The sequence below is a fragment of the Priestia sp. LL-8 genome, from assembly GCF_036227845.1.
Lineage (GTDB): Bacteria > Bacillota > Bacilli > Bacillales > Bacillaceae_H > Priestia > Priestia zanthoxyli.
Window position 1 is genome coordinate 84,240 of record NZ_JAZAQH010000002.1, and the last position, 16,447, is coordinate 100,686.

The 16,447-nt window shown below is 33.8% G+C and carries 17 protein-coding genes and 1 pseudogene; 10 read left to right on the plus strand and 8 right to left on the minus strand.

Annotated elements, in window-relative coordinates; genetic code table 11:
- The first annotated feature begins 71 nt into the window (after positions 1 to 71).
- The 6 genes and pseudogenes from U9R83_RS26840 (at position 72) to U9R83_RS26865 (ending at position 6,133) form a co-directional block, all read left to right on the plus strand.
- The gene (locus U9R83_RS26840) at positions 72 to 1,025 is read left to right on the plus strand and encodes a DUF3991 and TOPRIM domain-containing protein (RefSeq protein WP_328575563.1); all 954 of its coding nucleotides are present in this window, start codon (positions 72 to 74) and stop codon (positions 1,023 to 1,025) included.
- Positions 1,018 to 1,683, plus strand: coding sequence for a restriction endonuclease (locus U9R83_RS26845; RefSeq protein WP_328575515.1), 666 nt, complete (start codon positions 1,018 to 1,020; stop codon positions 1,681 to 1,683). Before U9R83_RS26840 ends, U9R83_RS26845 begins: the two co-directional genes overlap by 8 nt.
- 230 nt (positions 1,684 to 1,913) lie before the next feature.
- A complete protein-coding gene (locus tag U9R83_RS26850) occupies positions 1,914 to 2,474 on the plus strand; it encodes a L,D-transpeptidase (protein WP_328575516.1) in 561 nt (186 codons plus the stop codon).
- Between the two features lie 321 nt (positions 2,475 to 2,795).
- The gene (locus tag U9R83_RS26855) at positions 2,796 to 3,386 is read left to right on the plus strand and encodes a DUF4030 domain-containing protein (protein ID WP_328575517.1); all 591 of its coding nucleotides are present in this window, start codon (positions 2,796 to 2,798) and stop codon (positions 3,384 to 3,386) included.
- 684 nt (positions 3,387 to 4,070) lie between these two features.
- Positions 4,071 to 5,725 (plus strand): annotated as a pseudogene (ltrA, locus tag U9R83_RS26860) (group II intron reverse transcriptase/maturase).
- A gap of 165 nt (positions 5,726 to 5,890) precedes the next feature.
- Complete coding sequence (locus U9R83_RS26865) at positions 5,891 to 6,133, plus strand: hypothetical protein (RefSeq protein WP_328575518.1); 243 nt, start codon at positions 5,891 to 5,893, stop codon at positions 6,131 to 6,133.
- Positions 6,134 to 6,236: 103 nt separating this feature from the next.
- Here the strand turns inward: U9R83_RS26865 and U9R83_RS26870 are convergent, their stop codons facing one another.
- Positions 6,237 to 6,575: a hypothetical protein gene (locus U9R83_RS26870; protein ID WP_328575519.1), complete on the minus strand. Its 339-nt coding sequence runs from the start codon at positions 6,573 to 6,575 to the stop codon at positions 6,237 to 6,239.
- A gap of 228 nt (positions 6,576 to 6,803) precedes the next feature.
- On the opposite strand from U9R83_RS26870, the gene U9R83_RS26875 reads away from it, so the two are divergent.
- Together U9R83_RS26875 and U9R83_RS26880 are read left to right on the plus strand one after the other, a co-directional pair.
- Positions 6,804 to 7,589 (plus strand): MerR family transcriptional regulator, encoded by a 786-nt coding sequence (locus U9R83_RS26875; protein WP_328575520.1) that lies wholly within the window; start codon positions 6,804 to 6,806, stop codon positions 7,587 to 7,589.
- A 189-nt stretch (positions 7,590 to 7,778) separates the two neighbouring features.
- A complete protein-coding gene (locus U9R83_RS26880; RefSeq protein WP_328575521.1) occupies positions 7,779 to 8,078 on the plus strand; it encodes a hypothetical protein in 300 nt (99 codons plus the stop codon).
- An 80-nt stretch (positions 8,079 to 8,158) separates the two neighbouring features.
- Here U9R83_RS26880 and U9R83_RS26885 read toward each other — a convergent pair whose 3' ends face one another.
- The gene (locus U9R83_RS26885) at positions 8,159 to 8,788 is read right to left on the minus strand and encodes an HAD hydrolase-like protein (protein WP_328575522.1); all 630 of its coding nucleotides are present in this window, start codon (positions 8,786 to 8,788) and stop codon (positions 8,159 to 8,161) included.
- Positions 8,789 to 9,291: 503 nt separating this feature from the next.
- Positions 9,292 to 9,762 carry a GNAT family N-acetyltransferase gene (locus tag U9R83_RS26890; protein WP_328575523.1) on the minus strand — a complete coding sequence of 157 codons (471 nt, stop codon included), beginning with the start codon at positions 9,760 to 9,762 and terminating at the stop codon, positions 9,292 to 9,294.
- Positions 9,763 to 9,999: 237 nt separating this feature from the next.
- Here U9R83_RS26890 and U9R83_RS26895 point away from each other — a divergent pair, with 237 nt between their 5' ends.
- Positions 10,000 to 10,467 carry a GNAT family N-acetyltransferase gene (locus U9R83_RS26895; RefSeq protein WP_328575524.1) on the plus strand — a complete coding sequence of 156 codons (468 nt, stop codon included), beginning with the start codon at positions 10,000 to 10,002 and terminating at the stop codon, positions 10,465 to 10,467.
- A gap of 534 nt (positions 10,468 to 11,001) precedes the next feature.
- Here the strand turns inward: U9R83_RS26895 and U9R83_RS26900 are convergent.
- Positions 11,002 to 11,835, minus strand: coding sequence for an oxidoreductase (locus U9R83_RS26900; protein ID WP_328575525.1), 834 nt, complete (start codon positions 11,833 to 11,835; stop codon positions 11,002 to 11,004).
- Positions 11,836 to 11,904: 69 nt separating this feature from the next.
- Positions 11,905 to 12,288: a MerR family transcriptional regulator gene (locus U9R83_RS26905; protein ID WP_328575526.1), complete on the minus strand. Its 384-nt coding sequence runs from the start codon at positions 12,286 to 12,288 to the stop codon at positions 11,905 to 11,907.
- A gap of 339 nt (positions 12,289 to 12,627) precedes the next feature.
- On the opposite strand from U9R83_RS26905, the gene U9R83_RS26910 reads away from it, so the two are divergent.
- On the plus strand, positions 12,628 to 13,608 hold the full coding sequence (locus U9R83_RS26910; protein WP_328575527.1) for an aldo/keto reductase: 981 nt from the start codon (positions 12,628 to 12,630) through the stop codon (positions 13,606 to 13,608).
- 186 nt (positions 13,609 to 13,794) lie between these two features.
- Here U9R83_RS26910 and U9R83_RS26915 read toward each other — a convergent pair whose 3' ends face one another.
- The 3 genes from U9R83_RS26915 to U9R83_RS26925 form a co-directional block, all read right to left on the minus strand.
- On the minus strand, positions 13,795 to 14,874 hold the full coding sequence (locus U9R83_RS26915; protein WP_328575528.1) for a peptidyl-alpha-hydroxyglycine alpha-amidating lyase family protein: 1,080 nt from the start codon (positions 14,872 to 14,874) through the stop codon (positions 13,795 to 13,797).
- 122 nt (positions 14,875 to 14,996) lie between these two features.
- Positions 14,997 to 15,314, minus strand: a complete 318-nt coding sequence (locus U9R83_RS26920; protein WP_328575529.1) for a hypothetical protein — start codon at positions 15,312 to 15,314, stop codon at positions 14,997 to 14,999.
- Between the two features lie 290 nt (positions 15,315 to 15,604).
- Positions 15,605 to 16,183, minus strand: coding sequence for a sugar O-acetyltransferase (locus tag U9R83_RS26925; RefSeq protein ID WP_328575530.1), 579 nt, complete (start codon positions 16,181 to 16,183; stop codon positions 15,605 to 15,607).
- Positions 16,184 to 16,447: the final 264 nt, after the last annotated feature.

Below are 16,447 nucleotides of genomic sequence, written 5' to 3' on the forward strand. Positions count from 1 at the left end.
CTTTTTTCATAGGGTGAAAGAGAAGGAGGGATTAGGTGGGAGAACGAAAACACGTCAATGAGGGGGAAATCATGAAAGCACGAGATGTTGATTTGTTGTCGTATCTGGAAGCCAAAGGCGAAACCTTTGTAAAAGAAGGAAAGTACTATCGTCATACGGAACATGATAGCTTACTCATTAAAGGAAATATGTACGCTTGGAACAGCCGGAATGAAACAGGATATGGAGCGATCAGTTTCGCTCGAATGTATTATGGGATGTCATTTCCACAAGCCGTATTAGATATCAACAAAGGCAATTATAAAGAGCTTTCTCAGTCGCAAGAGCAACCATCAGTTTCGCCTTTAAAAGAGCCTTTTCGCTATCCAAAAGAGTTAGAAGTAAAGGATCAAAGCAAAATAAAAGATTATCTCATCAAAGAACGTAAAATAGATTCTCGGTTGGTTGACTGGCTTCTTCAAAAAGATTTAATCGCCCAGGACAAACGGAACAATGTGGTGTTTAAATGGCGTGAACATGGAGGTAAAGGAAAGATAATTGGGGCAGATCGTCAAGGCACAGCTTCTATAAAGAATAAGCGAGGTTCCTTTAAACAAGTCTTACCGAACGATAACCCCCATACAGGCTTTTCAGTTGATGTTGGTCGCCCAAACAAGATTCATTTCTTTGAAAGTCCAATTGATCTACTTTCTTATTGGAGTATACAAGAAAACCAATTGCAGAATACACGCCTTATTAGTATGAATGGGTTAAAGCCTAAAACCGTTGCTCAGTCTTATATTGAAGCTCGGAGAGAAGGGTTAGGCATTAAAGAAATGGTGTTAGCTGTCGATAATGACCAAGGAGGAAAAGAATTTATTGACAAAATGAACCAAATCGTTAATGCTGATTTAATAAGAGCAGATATTCCAAAGGGAGCGAAAGATTGGAACGAAGAGTTAAAGAAGAATGGAAAAAGCATTCAACCTGTGGCATCACGTCTCCGGAATAAACAAACTGAACAGGAGCTTTCAATGAATGGATAAAGTGTTTCAAGGTGTATTTTACCTCTTTCTTATCATGATTTTAGTGAAACTTTCTCAATTTGCTTACCGTGTCCTTCGTGAACGGAGGTATATGAAAGAGTTAGCCCAATCGGGTATGCCCTATATTGATAAAATGGATGGTTATCAGTTTGAAATTTATTTGCAGGCCCTTTTCCAACAGTTAGGATATAAACCTCAAGTAACCAAAAAGTCTGGGGACTTTGGGGCTGATTTAGTGATGAAAGGCAAAGAAAGAATTGTCATTCAAGCTAAACGATATGGAATTAAAAATCGGGTCAGTATTTCAGCTGTACAAGAAGTGTATGGGGCAAAAGCGTATTATAAAGCGAATCAGGCGTGGGTTGTGACCAATAGTTATTTTACGAAACAAGCGAAAGAGCTTGCAGCTGCATGTGATGTGACCTTATTGGATCGGGCGGATCTTCAAAGGTTTATTAATGAAGTCAATCCTGTTTTTAAGGCACGGGAAATCTTTGAAAATATCACACCAGAACCTCGTAAATGTCCAAAATGTGGGCAGGATCTAGTCGTACGAGATGGGAATGGCACTCGCTTTTTTGGTTGTTCCTCTTTCCCTTCTTGTCGTCATACGGAAAAAATTAATAAGGAAGTAAGTAAAAGCAGACCTTCAGTGTAGTAAGGTCTGTTTTTTCTTGCTCTAATGCTCTAAATAGGTGCTGAAATTTGCATCGAATGAGCAGTTATACGGAAAACAAACGTTAATTTCGTCAGAGAGCATTTCTCTGCATGTCAAAATCGTCGATTAACTATGTTTTTATTTATAAATAATTGTGACGAAAAAGCACTTTCTAATTAGAAGGTGCTGTTTTCGTTTTCTATAAAAATATAAAAAAAAGGAGAGTTTTTATGAAGAACATTTTTATGAAATCAATGACCGTTCTTACATTATTAATGGTCGCATTATGTGGAGTAAATCAGGGAAAAACAGAAGCAGCAAGTAAGCCTGCGAATCAAGATTTAATCATTATCAACAAATACTACAATAAGCTTTCGTATTTCCATGATGGAAAATTAGAAATGGTAGAGTCAGTTGCAACGGGTAAAACGTGGGATAAAACACCTGTTGGATTTTTTAAAGTCGTGAACAAAATTAAAAACCGTCCTTACTATACAGGACATATTCCTGGGGGCGATCCTCGCAATCCGTTAGGAAAACGTTGGTTAGGGTTAAATGCTAATGGTACGTATGGTGATACATACGGCATTCACGGTAACAACAATGAAAGCAGCATTGGAAAGTACGTGAGCCAAGGTTGCGTGAGAATGCATAATGCAGATATCGAAAAGCTTTATGATAAAGTCCAAGTAGGCACACCAGTTGCCATTACGTATTCTTATAAAAGCTTCGTTGATCTTACAAGCGTATACGGTTATAAATTTAGAGGCTATAAGATGAAAAACAATTAATATCTGAGCAGCATTCCATGTTTTTTTATCATGGAATGCTGCTTTTTTATGCATTTTTAGAACATTTACTTTTGCTATAAACCTTATGAAATCAAGGATTTATAAAAATTTGTATATTCCTGTTTGGATGACAGACGTAGAGCCCTTGATATATAAGAGCTCCTTTTTGCCATGTCTTCCAGAAAGAGTGTTTATGTAAACTAGCTTTGTATATCGTATTCAACTTAAAATGAAGATTTTATTTTTATTTTTTTCTATTTTATGAAATAATTGTATGGTTCGTTTTAGAGAGAACAATCAAATCTATAAGGAGAGGAAAGAATGAAATTAATAAGAAACATCGTATTTCTTAGTTGTTTTGCATTACTACTTGCAGCTTGCCAAAATGCTGATACAACTTCAACTATTAAAGATAAGGATTTAGATACTATCCTTGGTGATATATCTGATAAATACGTCGTTTTAAGTATTGGACAAGACTTGAAATCAAAAGATGTAAAAGTTGAGGTAGAGGACACTGAAGATGCAGATAAAGTAAAAGCAGATATTAAACGCCAATTAAAAGAAAATGGTTTGAGTGCTTATAAAGTTGACGTTCGCGAGAGAAATGTTAAACAATTAGAAAAAGAGAATCGTTGGCTGGATATTGAGAATAGGGTTCTTGCAGATTTGAAAGAGAATACAGAGTATAAAAATGTAACATATAAAAAGACTGACGTTACATTGAAACAGCCTGTTACAGTTGCTATCGTTACTCCTATAGTCAAGTCTGATGATGGCGCTCAAGAGTATGGTGAAAAAATTAAAAAAGAAGTAAATGCTTTTCTCCAAACTAAAGATATAAAGAAACAATCTAAAGGTGATTCTTACAAGATTGTTATTTATGATCAAGATGACCAGGTCATCAGCTAAAAAATACATAACGGCACAATAAAGCTCTCAGAAGTGTTATATACTTCTGGGAGCTTTATTTCTACCGATAATGATGATTATGGTGCGACAAGAAGTCGCTTTATTACAGTGTAGCTAACGCTACTCATCTAGACGCAAAGATGATCTCCATCCGAAACGGCATTCTTGGTAACGAGTCTGTCGGTTGCATGAGGAAATGCGGAAACAGAGGACTAATGCATGGTCCAGAATACTGCTAGGAGAAGATAGGTATGGTAAACGAAAGTGAAGGTTTGTAAGCTTCGTCAACGTTAGCTTAAGATAATGCATAAGTATCGCTTAGGTTTTGGTAAGAGGAAAAGTAGAATCATAATGCTACTCTGATGCGTCCCGCATCTTACCCGGAGTAAAGAACCTGCCTACCCCTAACGTATCTGTAGAAAGTGGAACTTGGTAAACCCTATGTTATCTGCGTACGCAGTAGGATGACTGCAAAGTCAAACAATGTGGCAGAGGGTATGGGATATGAGAAAAAGCGAAAGCCGTTATCTCGAAAGAGAACAGGAAAGCAGGAATACTGTATAACTGGACGGATACTGTTGTCTTTATGGACAATGACAGGCTCGAAAGAGCGCCCACTTCTCATTGGTCTTCAACACGAAAATAAATTTGTGGCTATCTTCTAACGAAAAGGAGCGTGCTGTTATGAATACCTCTCTACGAGCGTCGGCGCACGTCTCGCATAAAGATTGGTACTCTATTGATTGGAGTATTATACAAAAATATGTAATGAAGTTACGACAAAGAATTTATCGTGCCGAACAACAAAAACAACGAAGAAAAGTAAGGAAACTTCAACGTTTACTCCTCCGGAGTAAAGCAAATCTACTGCTTTCTATTCGTAGAGTAACACAACAAAACAACGGTAAGCGTACACCTGGTGTAGATGGCTACATGGCCTCAAAACCAAACGAACGTATAAAATTTTATCACCAGCTAGTGAAATACAATGTCTTTCGACATCGCCCAAAGCCAGCCAAACGAACATTTATCCCTAAGAAAAACGGAAAGCTAAGACCTTTGGGCATTCCCACAATGCGAGATCGAGTCTATCAAAACGTAGTAAAAAACGCACTCGAACCTCAATGGGAGGTTAAGTTTGAGCCTACTTCCTACGGTTTTCGTCCTAAACGAAGCACACATGATGCGATAAGCAACCTTTTTAATAAGCTTAACACCAACAGCAAGAAAAAGTGGGTGTTTGAGGGAGACTTTCTAGGATGCTTTGACCATCTTAATCATAAGTGGATAACGAAACAGACGTCTATGTTTCCAGGAAACACTCTCATTAAAAGGTGGCTTGAAATGGGATACGTAGAACATGACATGCTTCATACGACAACAGAAGGAACCCCTCAAGGTGGTTTGGTGTCTCCCCTTCTAGCTAATATCGCCTTATGCGGTATGGAAGAAGAAATTGGTATTGTCTATAAAAAGACATACAAACCAAATGGAGGGTACGTAATCGACCCAAAATGTAAGATAGGACGCGTTCTCTATGCAGATGACTTTGTCATCGTAACAGAAACAAAGGAACAGGCTGAAAGCATGTATGGGAAACTCACTCCGTACTTACAAAAGCGAGGAATTAATCTTAGCCAAGAGAAAACGAGAGTTACACACATTGAGGACGGGTTTGATTTTCTAGGCTTTTCGCTGCGTCAATACAAGACAGGACAGGACAAGGAAAGAAGTTATTTATCAAACCTAGTAAAGACAGTATTCAAAAAGCTAAAAACAAGATAAAAGATACGTTCACAATGATGAGAGGACGACCAGTAAAAGAAATTATACGTGTCTTAAACCCTATTATTAGAGGTTACGGGCAGTATTGGAAACATGTCGTATCCAAACAGACGTTTAGCTATATGGACAATTATATTTTCTCTAAATTAGTCAAACACCTTAAACATTTACACCAAAAAAAGTCGTGGAAATGGATTACAAAGCGTTATTTTAGGAAACCCTACCACGGTGGAAATAATAGATGGATTCTTACATGTCCACTTACTAACATTCAATTGTTAAAAATGTCCTGGATTAAGATAGAACGACATGTCATGGTAGCCTATAAAAATAGCCCAGATAATCCTAGTCTAAAAGAGTATTGGGAAAAGCGAGACCGTAAGGTCTTTAATAGTGAAAATACATTCGATAGGATGAAACTCGCAAGAAAACAAGGATATCGTTGCGCAATGTGTAAGCAGACTCTACAAAATGGAGAGAAAGTTACAGTGAGAAACCTAGAGGTTTCTACAGGTAAATTGGCTAAATTAGTACATGTACCATGTATTAAATAAGTTGTTCGGATAAAAAGAAGGCTTGAGCCGTATGACGGGAAATCTGTCACGTGCGGTTCTTAGGGGGGCGGGCGCTCGTGAGAGTGCCTGCCTACCCGACGTAACTAAGTTTTTTACCTAAACTATTACTTTAATGTTATTTTTAGTAATAGAGGTGAGTGAGATATGAATTTTAAAAAGAGCCAATCTTATATTGATTTGACGGTAAGAAATTGGGATAACACAGAGTTTGGCAGTACTTTAAGGCAAATGTGTGAAGCAGCTAGAGAATATGAAAATGATCAAGTAGAAGTTCATCAAGTAGTAAATTTAGGGAAGCGTAAGGGAGAATGGAACTACCTAATTATCTTAAATATCAGTCAAGATTTAGATAATTTGGGGGCACCTGTAGAAAGTAATTATAGGTAAATAAATCCCCTTTGCCTAAATAGGAAAAACGGGGATTGGTTCCTGTAAGGAACATTATGGTAACTAAGATTTTATAAGGTATGTACAGTCTTATTAGGATTAATTACAACAAGAATCGATTGTGTAGATATCTTATAATTAGCAATCCTATATAAACAATAAGAACTGAAAGGAAAAAGGGGGTTTTATGGAAATAAATGCTGCTGGTGTTTTCCAACATGTTAAAGCTGATAGTGAACTTATGGGGATAATTCACTGCATAATCTTCGTAAGTAACCATTAAATCTTGTTGAGCAAATGGAAAAGGATAACCAAACATTGCTACGCTTAGCTCTTCACGTTCATCAATAGTAACTGGCATGAGGATAGAAATAAGAACTAAAAATACGCTTACAAACAAGAAATACAGCCATATAAATAGTCTATCTAGTAACTCACTCATTATTTTTGACCCCCTATCACCTTTGGCAGTTCCTTATAAAATGATATATAGGATCATTAAATTCTATTCATGTGTTTTGCTTCTGATAAGCTGTTTTATGTTAACTAAGTTTATTATCATATAATACAAAACCTAAATTTTAAAAATTAACGCTTGAACCTCCAGTTACGTCAGGTATTATGATGAAATTAATTAGATTAATACTAGATTGTCAGGAGGTTATATAAGTTGGGTAATGATGTAAGTTTCTCAATTGGTAAATTTTCTAAGAAAACGGGTGTTTCAATAAGAACACTGCATTATTACGACGAAATAGGGCTACTCAAAGCTCAAAAAGACCTTAATTCCGGTCATCGCCTATATGAAGAGGATCATATAGTAAAACTTCAAAAAATCGTAGCATTAAAATTCTTAGGTTATAACCTAGAAGAAATAGGATTGATGCTAACAAATAAAAGTCTAAACTTAAACTTAGAGAACACTTTAATTCAACAGAAAAAAGCATTTGAGAAAAAAAAGGAGCATTTAGACAAAGTTCTGAAGGCAATTAATCAGACGATTTCTTTATTAGATGATCAAGAGGATGTTCCAAGTGAAATATTAATTAGTTTGATTAATAACATTCAAAATGAAGAAGATCAACGTACATGGCTTGAGCATTTCACTTCTAAAGAGATTGCGGATAAGGTTTATAATAAATCTGACGAGGAGAGTTTGTCCTTAGATAAAGAATTTATTTATTTATCGAGAGAAGTGAAAAGGTTAGTTGGAAAACCAGTTCATGATCCAGAAGTACAAGAGTTGGCAAATAAGCATTTGCAGGCATCTCTTAAATACGTTGGTGAGGAGGCTATGCATGCCTTTGGAGAATTAGAGGATGAGGAGATAGGAGATTTTCAAAGTATGATAGTATCTCCTTATACAGAGGAAGAAGAAAAATGGTTAGACCAAGTGATGGAATATTATATGGTTCAAAATGGAATGTATAATCCCAACCAACATAAGGGTAAATAATTTCTTTTAAGCTAACTTATTAGCCAAGATAGTTAAAGAAACCTATAGAATTTTCTATAGGTTTCTTCTGCTACCTAGAAATAACGTTATGGTAACTAGAAATATAATACACTCCAATAAAAGGTATTTATTTCCTTTTAGACTGTATATTATAATGAATATGCGTTGCTAAAAATAGGAGGAAATTAGATGGAGAAATTCTTTAAAAATGCTTTAAAGGTATCAATAGCCTCTTTAGTCATTTCGATAACTTTATATGTAGTTATAATTGGATTGTTTCTTTTATCAGTTGTTACAGCAAATATTTTTGGTACTGTGATTAGGATTATTGTGCCTATTTTAACTTTAGTTACAATACTCGGGTTTATTTATTCCTTCTTTATCAAAGGTAAACAGAAAATCCCTTTTTTAACATTACATTTTGTTTCCTTATGTGCTCTTTCGTTTGGTATCTATCTTACTGTCAGTTTTCAAGGATTTGCACCTTGAGAAATATTTACATAAAAAAGCACCCTTTGCCCATATAAGCAAAGGGTTTTCAAATTTATCGGAATAGATTAAGACCATTATTATAATCTTGATAAAACATCTACAATCTCTTTAGGTTGTGTTATAACCTTATCTGCACGTCCTGTGTTTAAAAGCTCTACTGAGTCGAACCCCCAAGATACTGCTATACAAAAAAGGCTATTTTTCTTAGCTGCTTTGATATCTCTTAGTTCGTCACCTACATAAACTACATCTTCTTTCTTTAGATCATACTTTTTTAAAAATGAAGAAATATCTTTTGATTTAGAAAGAGGACTAAAAGAAAAATGCCTATAATCAAATATGTTAATAGTATTATTTATTAAAAATTCATTCATTACAACTTGATTATTACTCGTTGTAAACCCTATTTTATACCCCTCCTGTTTTAAAAGTCTGAGAGTTTCTTTCATTCCAGACACAGGTTTTAAATGAGGAATATATTGTTGAGACCTTCTTTTTATAGCGATTCCAACTAAGGGCATTTTATATAAAGGTAAATTAAGTACCTTACATCTATTACGTATCGATAATGAACTCAAATAAGGAACATCTTCTTCTGAAATTTTTTTGTATCCTTGCTTCTCAGCAATTTCGTTATACATATCAATTGCTAAAAATTTTGTATTTGTAATGGTCCCATTGAAGTTAAAAAGAATTACTTTTTTCATACACTTCTCCTTATATCTTATTTTCAAAGAATATTGTTTATTTTAATATTAAACAATTAATTTTTGGATTAAAATAGCATAATCCCGTTTATATTTTCAGTAAAGGTAAACCTTACAATTATACCATATAATTGCAATAAAAAAGAGAGGTAACTTTTTTCTCCTCTCCATAAACCACAGTAAAAAATTTATATATATTATATTTTAAGTTAAATAATACCATTAACCTCCCGGATATTTAAAGCCACTATATTTTTAATAACATAAATTTAATCCAAAATACAAAATAAGTGTATTTTATACATAAAAGTAAATATTAAAACTATTTTATAAAAAATATAGTTTTAATATTTACACTTAGTGACGACAAATACGCAGTTTTTCTACAAGGTGTGTAATAATTAACACTATTTTTAATGAAATGCGTTTACAATTACTTAATGGTATAGTAGAAAGTAAGACTGAACATAATCAACTTTATATAAACTAGATATGCATATCTTTTAGAGGAATAATTCCATTTCACTTCCCTTGAATTCAAATCCCATACTTCTATATAAGACTTCACCATCTTTAGATGCGTGTAACCAAATTCTCTTCACATTTCTCTTCTTGCTTTCTTTAATACATTTCTCAAGTAATTGTCTAGCTAGTCCTTGGTTTCTGTGATTAGGTAAAGTATACATATTAAGTATATAAGCCTCTATCCCTTGTAAATTCTCTAAATAAGGAGGTCTTTTAAAAAAAGATACTCCACTTACGCTTACTACTTCTTCATTGCTCTTAGCTATGTAAGAAACAAAGTTATTATTAGCGATCTCAGTTTCTAAATAAGATTTTGTAGCATTTACAATTTTATTTTCCTCTTCTTCTGATTGAATTTCATGAACCTCTTTAAGTAAGGCTACTCTAAGTCTAATAATTTCATTGATATCCAACATAGAAGCTTTATCAACGCTATATAAAGTTTTCATGTTTTATCTCCTTTTTACAAAAAGTACAATTAATATCTATAATTTTACTTTTAGAGATTTACTATGTCGAGGTAATAGATAATAATTTTTAGTTATCTTACTAATTCTTAAAATGATTGCTAAGAACGATGATTATGATAACTAACCTTGTATGTCCTATAAGTCAGTATCAGAGGAATTTAATTAAGGTCATAGAATTTATTATGAGCAAAGACTAAAGAGCTAAAGGAGAAAATTATGAGAGTAAGGGAATTTCAAACAGAAGATATACCTCAATTAGTGCATTTAATGGATCAGCTTGGCTATCCGACTACTTTAGAGAAGCTAGAGAGTAGATTTAGCAATATTCAGTCTCAACCTAATTATCATACATTAGTAGCTGAACTAAATAAGAAGGTAGTTGGAATGGTTGGGTTATGTCATAACTTGTTTTATGAATATGATAGTTCTTACGTGAGAATTGTCGCTTTCATTGTAGACGCTGACCATAGGCGTAAAGGAATTGGCGAGAAATTAATGAACGAGGCAGAAAAATGGGCGATGAAACAAGAAGCAACTTATATTATGTTAAACAGTGGAAACAGAGAAGAGAGAAAGGCTGCTCACAAGTTCTATCTCAATATGGCATATAAAGACAAAAGTACGGGCTTTTCTAAGCCATTAGATCAACAAAGTATTAAAAATGAAGAAGACCTTAAACTTTAAGGTCTTCTTCTGATACCGAGAAAATCCAGTATGTTAATTGTAATTGGATATGACGTATCGTCTATAAAGGTGAATTACTTTTTATACGTATATAAAGGCTTATTTTATTCACTAAATAGACGTTCTGTTACTTGATTCTCCACAGTCTAAAAAGGTGTACCTTTTTAGACTGTTGAGTGTTATAGAAGAACTTCTTATTTGTCGTTAGTTAGAGTAAATGGTGAAACTTTAATAATATATAAAATACTTTAATATTTACTTAACTAAAAACATAACTTAATTAAAGTTATTTCATAAGATAAGATTCAATCAAAATATTTATTTTTAAAAGTTATATGTATATGAATCTACAAATCTGGCCAGACTAATAACGTATTCCCCCTTTTCCAATAAAGTTGAAAATCCCTTACATCTAATTGTAAGGGATTATTTTTTTATTAAGTAGCAATAAACTTCCTAAATAAAATGTTGTTTGCGTATAAAAAAAGACACACCCTTTCCGAAGGAGGGTATGCCTTTATAAGATCGTATCTATTATTTAAAATCTACATTCAAGGTCGTGTCTTTCCATTTAACGATATCTTCGAGAAGAGTTTGGTACTTATGGTTAGCTACTTGGTAAGCTGTTTCTCCTAATAAAAGACGTAAAGGAGGATTTTCAGACTCTACAATAGAAATCATCGCTTCGGCTGCTTTTTTAGGGTTTCCTGGTTCATTTCCACTAAACTGAGCCATAGTAGAAATCGTAGGTTCAACCGTTTCTTTGTAGATAGTCGTTTCTGTTTTGACAGAAGAGCGACCAGCCCAATCAGTTCGGAATGAGCTAGGTTCGATTAAAGAAACACGAATATTGAAAGGTGCTACTTCTTGAGATAAGCTTTCAGAAATCCCTTCTACTGCATACTTTGTCGCATGATAATAGCCAAGTGCAGGGAAAGAAGCTATTCCACCAATTGATGACAAGTTAAGGATATGACCCGATTGCTGCTTTCTCATATATGGTAATACTGCATTCGTCATGTTCATAAGTCCCCAGAAGTTAATATCGAACATTTTACGTGTCTCGTCTTCCACACTTTCTTCAACAGAACTAAAGTAACCAATTCCTGCATTATTTACTAACACATCGATTTCACCAAATGTATGAATTGTTTGTTCAACAGCATTTTGAATTTGGCTCTTATCTGTTACATCAAGGTTTAAAAGAAGGACATTATCTGCATTCTTTTTTTTCAGCTCCTGAAGTTTTTCGGTATTTCGAGCTGTTACAGCTACTCTATATCCTTGATCAATAACTTGTTCTGCTAGCTCGCGACCAAAACCTGTTGAACAACCTGTAATAAACCATACTTTTTGTCTTTGACTCATTTGTATCACTCCTTTAATTTGTATACTTGAAGCATACAAGTTAAACCGAAGTTCAAGTCAAGAAAAAGACTAAATTAAAATATCTCCACCATTTTTTTTATGAATCATCGCATCATAAATGGCCACTTTTCGATTAATTTTCTCAAGGTAGCTAAATGTCTGTGCCATATCCTTTTCTACGCCTTCCTTATGCTTTAATAGCACGCTTCGTCTTTGTTCTAAAGTATCCTCTCCTTCGTGGATAAGTGCCACGTAATCCTTTATCTCATCTATACTCATTCCTGTATTTCGTAAAGCCATAACTAATTGTAGCCATTGTAATTCCTGCTCTGTATATTTTCTTCTTCCGCCACCATCTCGGTTTATCTTTGGTAAAATTCCTTTTCTTTCATAAAACCTTAGCGTAGAAGCTGGTAAACCGTACATTCTTTCCACTTCATTAATGCTATACAACGTATAATTCCTCCTCTAATATCTACTTGATTTTCGTTTATTTTCACAAATAAATACTTTTGATTTGACTTGAAGCTCACTTCAAGTTGTAGACTATCGATATCACCTGAAAGGAGTGATTCAATGCTTTAAACATACAAAATGTTATTTGCAATCCAACTTTTATAAAACTTAAGAGCAAAACTTCACATAAAGCAAGTTTAACAGAACAAAATTAAACAGTACAAAGAGGAAGAGCTCGTTTTTTCTATAAGTAAGATAAAGATTCTTGTCTTTTCTTAAACTATAGTACAAAGAAGCCATTTCACTAACAACAATATGAGAAAGTAGGTTTTAAATATGGATTATGTAAAACTCGGAAATACAGGATTAGACGTTTCAAGAATTGCCCTTGGCTGTATGAGCTACGGAGACCCTAATCGCGGTCATCATAAATGGACACTCAACGAAGAGCAAAGTCGCCCTTTCTTTAAAAAGGCCTTAGATCTTGGTATTAACTTCTTCGATACAGCTAATGCGTATCAAGGCGGCAGCAGTGAAGAAATCTTGGGAAGAGCCCTAAAAGATTATGCTAATCGTGATGAGGTAGTAATTGCGACCAAAGTTTATGGAAGCATGCGCGAAGGACAAAATGCATTAGGTTTATCTAGAAAAGCTATTATGACAGAAGTAGATCATAGTCTTCGCCGTCTTGGAACAGATTATATTGATTTATATCAAATTCATCGTTGGGATTATCATACACCTATTGAAGAGACGATGGAGGCTCTTCACGACGTAGTGAAAGCAGGAAAAGTTCGTTATATTGGCGCTTCATCCATGCATACATGGCAATTTCAAAAAGCAAATTATACAGCTGAACGTCATGGGTGGACTCGTTTTGTTAGTATGCAAAACCACCTAAATCTTTTATACCGTGAAGAAGAAAGAGAAATGCTTCCATTCTGTAAAGAAGAGAAAATTGGAGTTATTCCATGGAGCCCATTAGCTCGCGGTAGACTTACTCGGGACTGGGAAGAGACAAGTACTAGATCAGAAAATGATGCATTTGGAGAACACCTTTACCAATCAACAGCTGAAGCAGACCGAAAAGTAGTAGAAGCTGTAAAAGAAATTGCAGAAAATCGTGGAGTTCCTCGTGCCCAAATTGCATTAGCATGGGTTTTACAGAAACAACCTGTAGCAGCACCTATTATTGGGGCTACAAAAGAACATCATTTAACAGATGCAGTTTCTGCATTGGATATTAAACTAACGGCTGATGAGATTAGTTCACTCGAAAAGCCTTATGTGCCACATCAGATTTCAGGGTTTAATTAATAAATAAAAGGATGAGCCTTCTTTTGGGCTGATCCTTTTATTTATTATCATTGATAGTTAACATAAAACAAATTCTAGGAAACCATCTTAAAGATTATTTATCAAATAAGACACTCCTTCTAGCGAGTAGATAGAAGTGCCCTTGAGAACAGTAGTTAAGTTCCTTACGTCTTTCAACAAACTATATTACTCAATATGGAATTCTTGCAATCTTTTATTCCCTAATTCAGCTACATAGATATTTCCCTTTTTATCTACTGCGATATCATGGGGAACTTTTAACTCTCCATTTTTATTCCCCCACTTACCAAAACGCTCTAATATTTCTCCATTTTTGTTTAACACAATTACTTGGTTCGAGCCTTTTCCATGCTTAGGATAAAGAGAGTTGCCACCGTCTACTACATAGATCTTACCATTCTCTCCTACTTCTACACCAAAAGGTCTACCTAGTGACGGCTGTTTCCAACTTGTAAGATAGTTACCGTTCTTGTCAAGAACTTCTAAACGCGCATTATTACGATCGGCTACATAGATATTCCCTTCCTTATCTTGACTAATACCATGCGGTAGATTAAATTGTTCAGGGCCGTTTCCTAAACTATTTCTCTCCCATAAAAATTTTCCATTTTTATCAAACTTAACAATTCGATGATTTCGGTATCCGTCACTTACAATAAATGACCCATCATTACAAACGGTTACATCTGTAGGCCTAGCAAAGGTATACTTATTCATGCCAGTAGGGGAATTTGGAAATTCATTTCGAATTCTAAGAGCCCATTCCATATAAAAAGGATAATTAGAACCATAACTGCTTAATAAATCTCCCTGAGATGAAAATTTATATACCTTATTTTGAGTAATATCCGTAATCCAAACATTATCTTGGTTATCAATTTCAAGCCCATGTGGAGACTGAAATTGATTCTTTCCCCATGTATCTTTTACCTTTTTAGTTTTTCCATCAATGACAACTACTGTATTTTCGCTAATTAGCTGTTTTCCGCCATATGTAGAATTTGCACGATGTAGATAATAAATATCTCCCTTTGAATTAACAGCTACACCACTAGCTTCTCCAGCCGTGTTTTTTTCCTCTTTATTTTTTGGCCATAATATATTTTCTTCATACTTGGTAGGGGTAGCTTTATAAGAAGATGTTCTTTTATATAAAGTATCGGACCCACCTGATTTTAACCAAATTAAGGAAAAGGAAAATACCGCCACAATAATTAATATTAATATCAACTTTTTCTTTTTCATTAAAAAATCTCTCTCCTTTGATACAATATAAAATTATATTAACAAAATGAAATGATAGAATCATATAGTAGAGGACTGAAATTCACCTCGGTCTTAAGACTGATATTATTTCTTTACAGATATTAAAATGAATAAAATAACTTTTCCGAAAAAGGTAACTCTTTTGAGGTCGTAATTTCACCTTTACAAGAAATCGTTCTCTTAACAAGTGGGTCTATCTTTTCTTCTTTCACAAGTTGAACCATCACATCTCCTATTTTCTGCAGTTCTTCTTGTTCTTGACGATTGTTCGATTGATGCGCACTACCTAATGCAGCTTGATGAAAAGATAATGAGTGAGCAAGAATAAGAAATTCTTTACTAAAACCCTCTCTACTCACATTGTTATAGGAGTTTTTTATAGATATAGTAAGAAATTGAACAAATAACGTTATTTTCATATAAAAATTACCTATATATAGAATTTTAAAAACCCTTAATTACCTGCTTATTATGTAAGCTTTATGAATTGCCACAACAATTCATTGGTAAAGGAAGAGTTAGTTATAATAATGAGTTTATTTGTAATATTAAAAAAGGATAGATAGAGCCAATTTTTTCTGACTCTTCTATCCCCTTAGTTTGTAAATATATAAGTGTATGACATTATATAAAAATCTAGTAGCTAAAATACTCTCATCTTGAATCTTAATTTTAATAAAAAAAACTAAAATACATATTTATATATTAATTAAATCTTTTTGACAACTGTGCATGGATTTCCATATGCTAAACAGTTGTCAGGAATTGATTTTGTTACAACACTTCCGGCTCCTATCACAACATTTTCTCCTATTGTAACCCCTGGCAAGATTGCTGTATTACCACCAATCCAAGCATTATTTCCAATCGTGACAGGTTTAGTAAAAGTAAGATAAGGAGCTTCATCTTTCTTGTGATTTATATTAATACGTTCATTGGCTTTTAACGGATGTGTGGCTGCATAGATTTGAACATTTGGGGCAATTAACACATTCTCTCCGATTATAACCTTATTAGTGTCTAATATTGTACAATTAAAGTTAATAAATGTATTTTTTCCAATAGATATATTTTGACCATAATCGCAATAAAATGGCTTTTCTATCCATGCATTTTCTCCTATTGATTCAAGCAAATTTGAAAGGATTTTTTTCTTTTTCTCTGTTTCATCCTGCTGAGAACTATTAAATTCATCCATAAGAATCCTAGCTTGATTTGCAATTTCCATTAATTCTACATCTCGTGCATTGTAAGCTTGCCCACTCAACATCTTTTCCTTTTCAGTCATTATTCTTTTCTCCTCATTTAATTGATATATATACCAAAAAAACATATAAAAATAATTTTAGTTCATATTTAAAGAAACTAAATTAATAATTTTAACTTATAAAAAGCTAATTTTGAGTCCTAATTTCTTTACATGATAGAAATTAAGAGTTTACCTTTATTCTGTATTATAGATAATCTCTATAAGAGGCCTGATAACTAATATAGATAGAAATCTGCAAACAAAGATATATTTCAAATAGTTATAACCTCAACTAGAGGTATA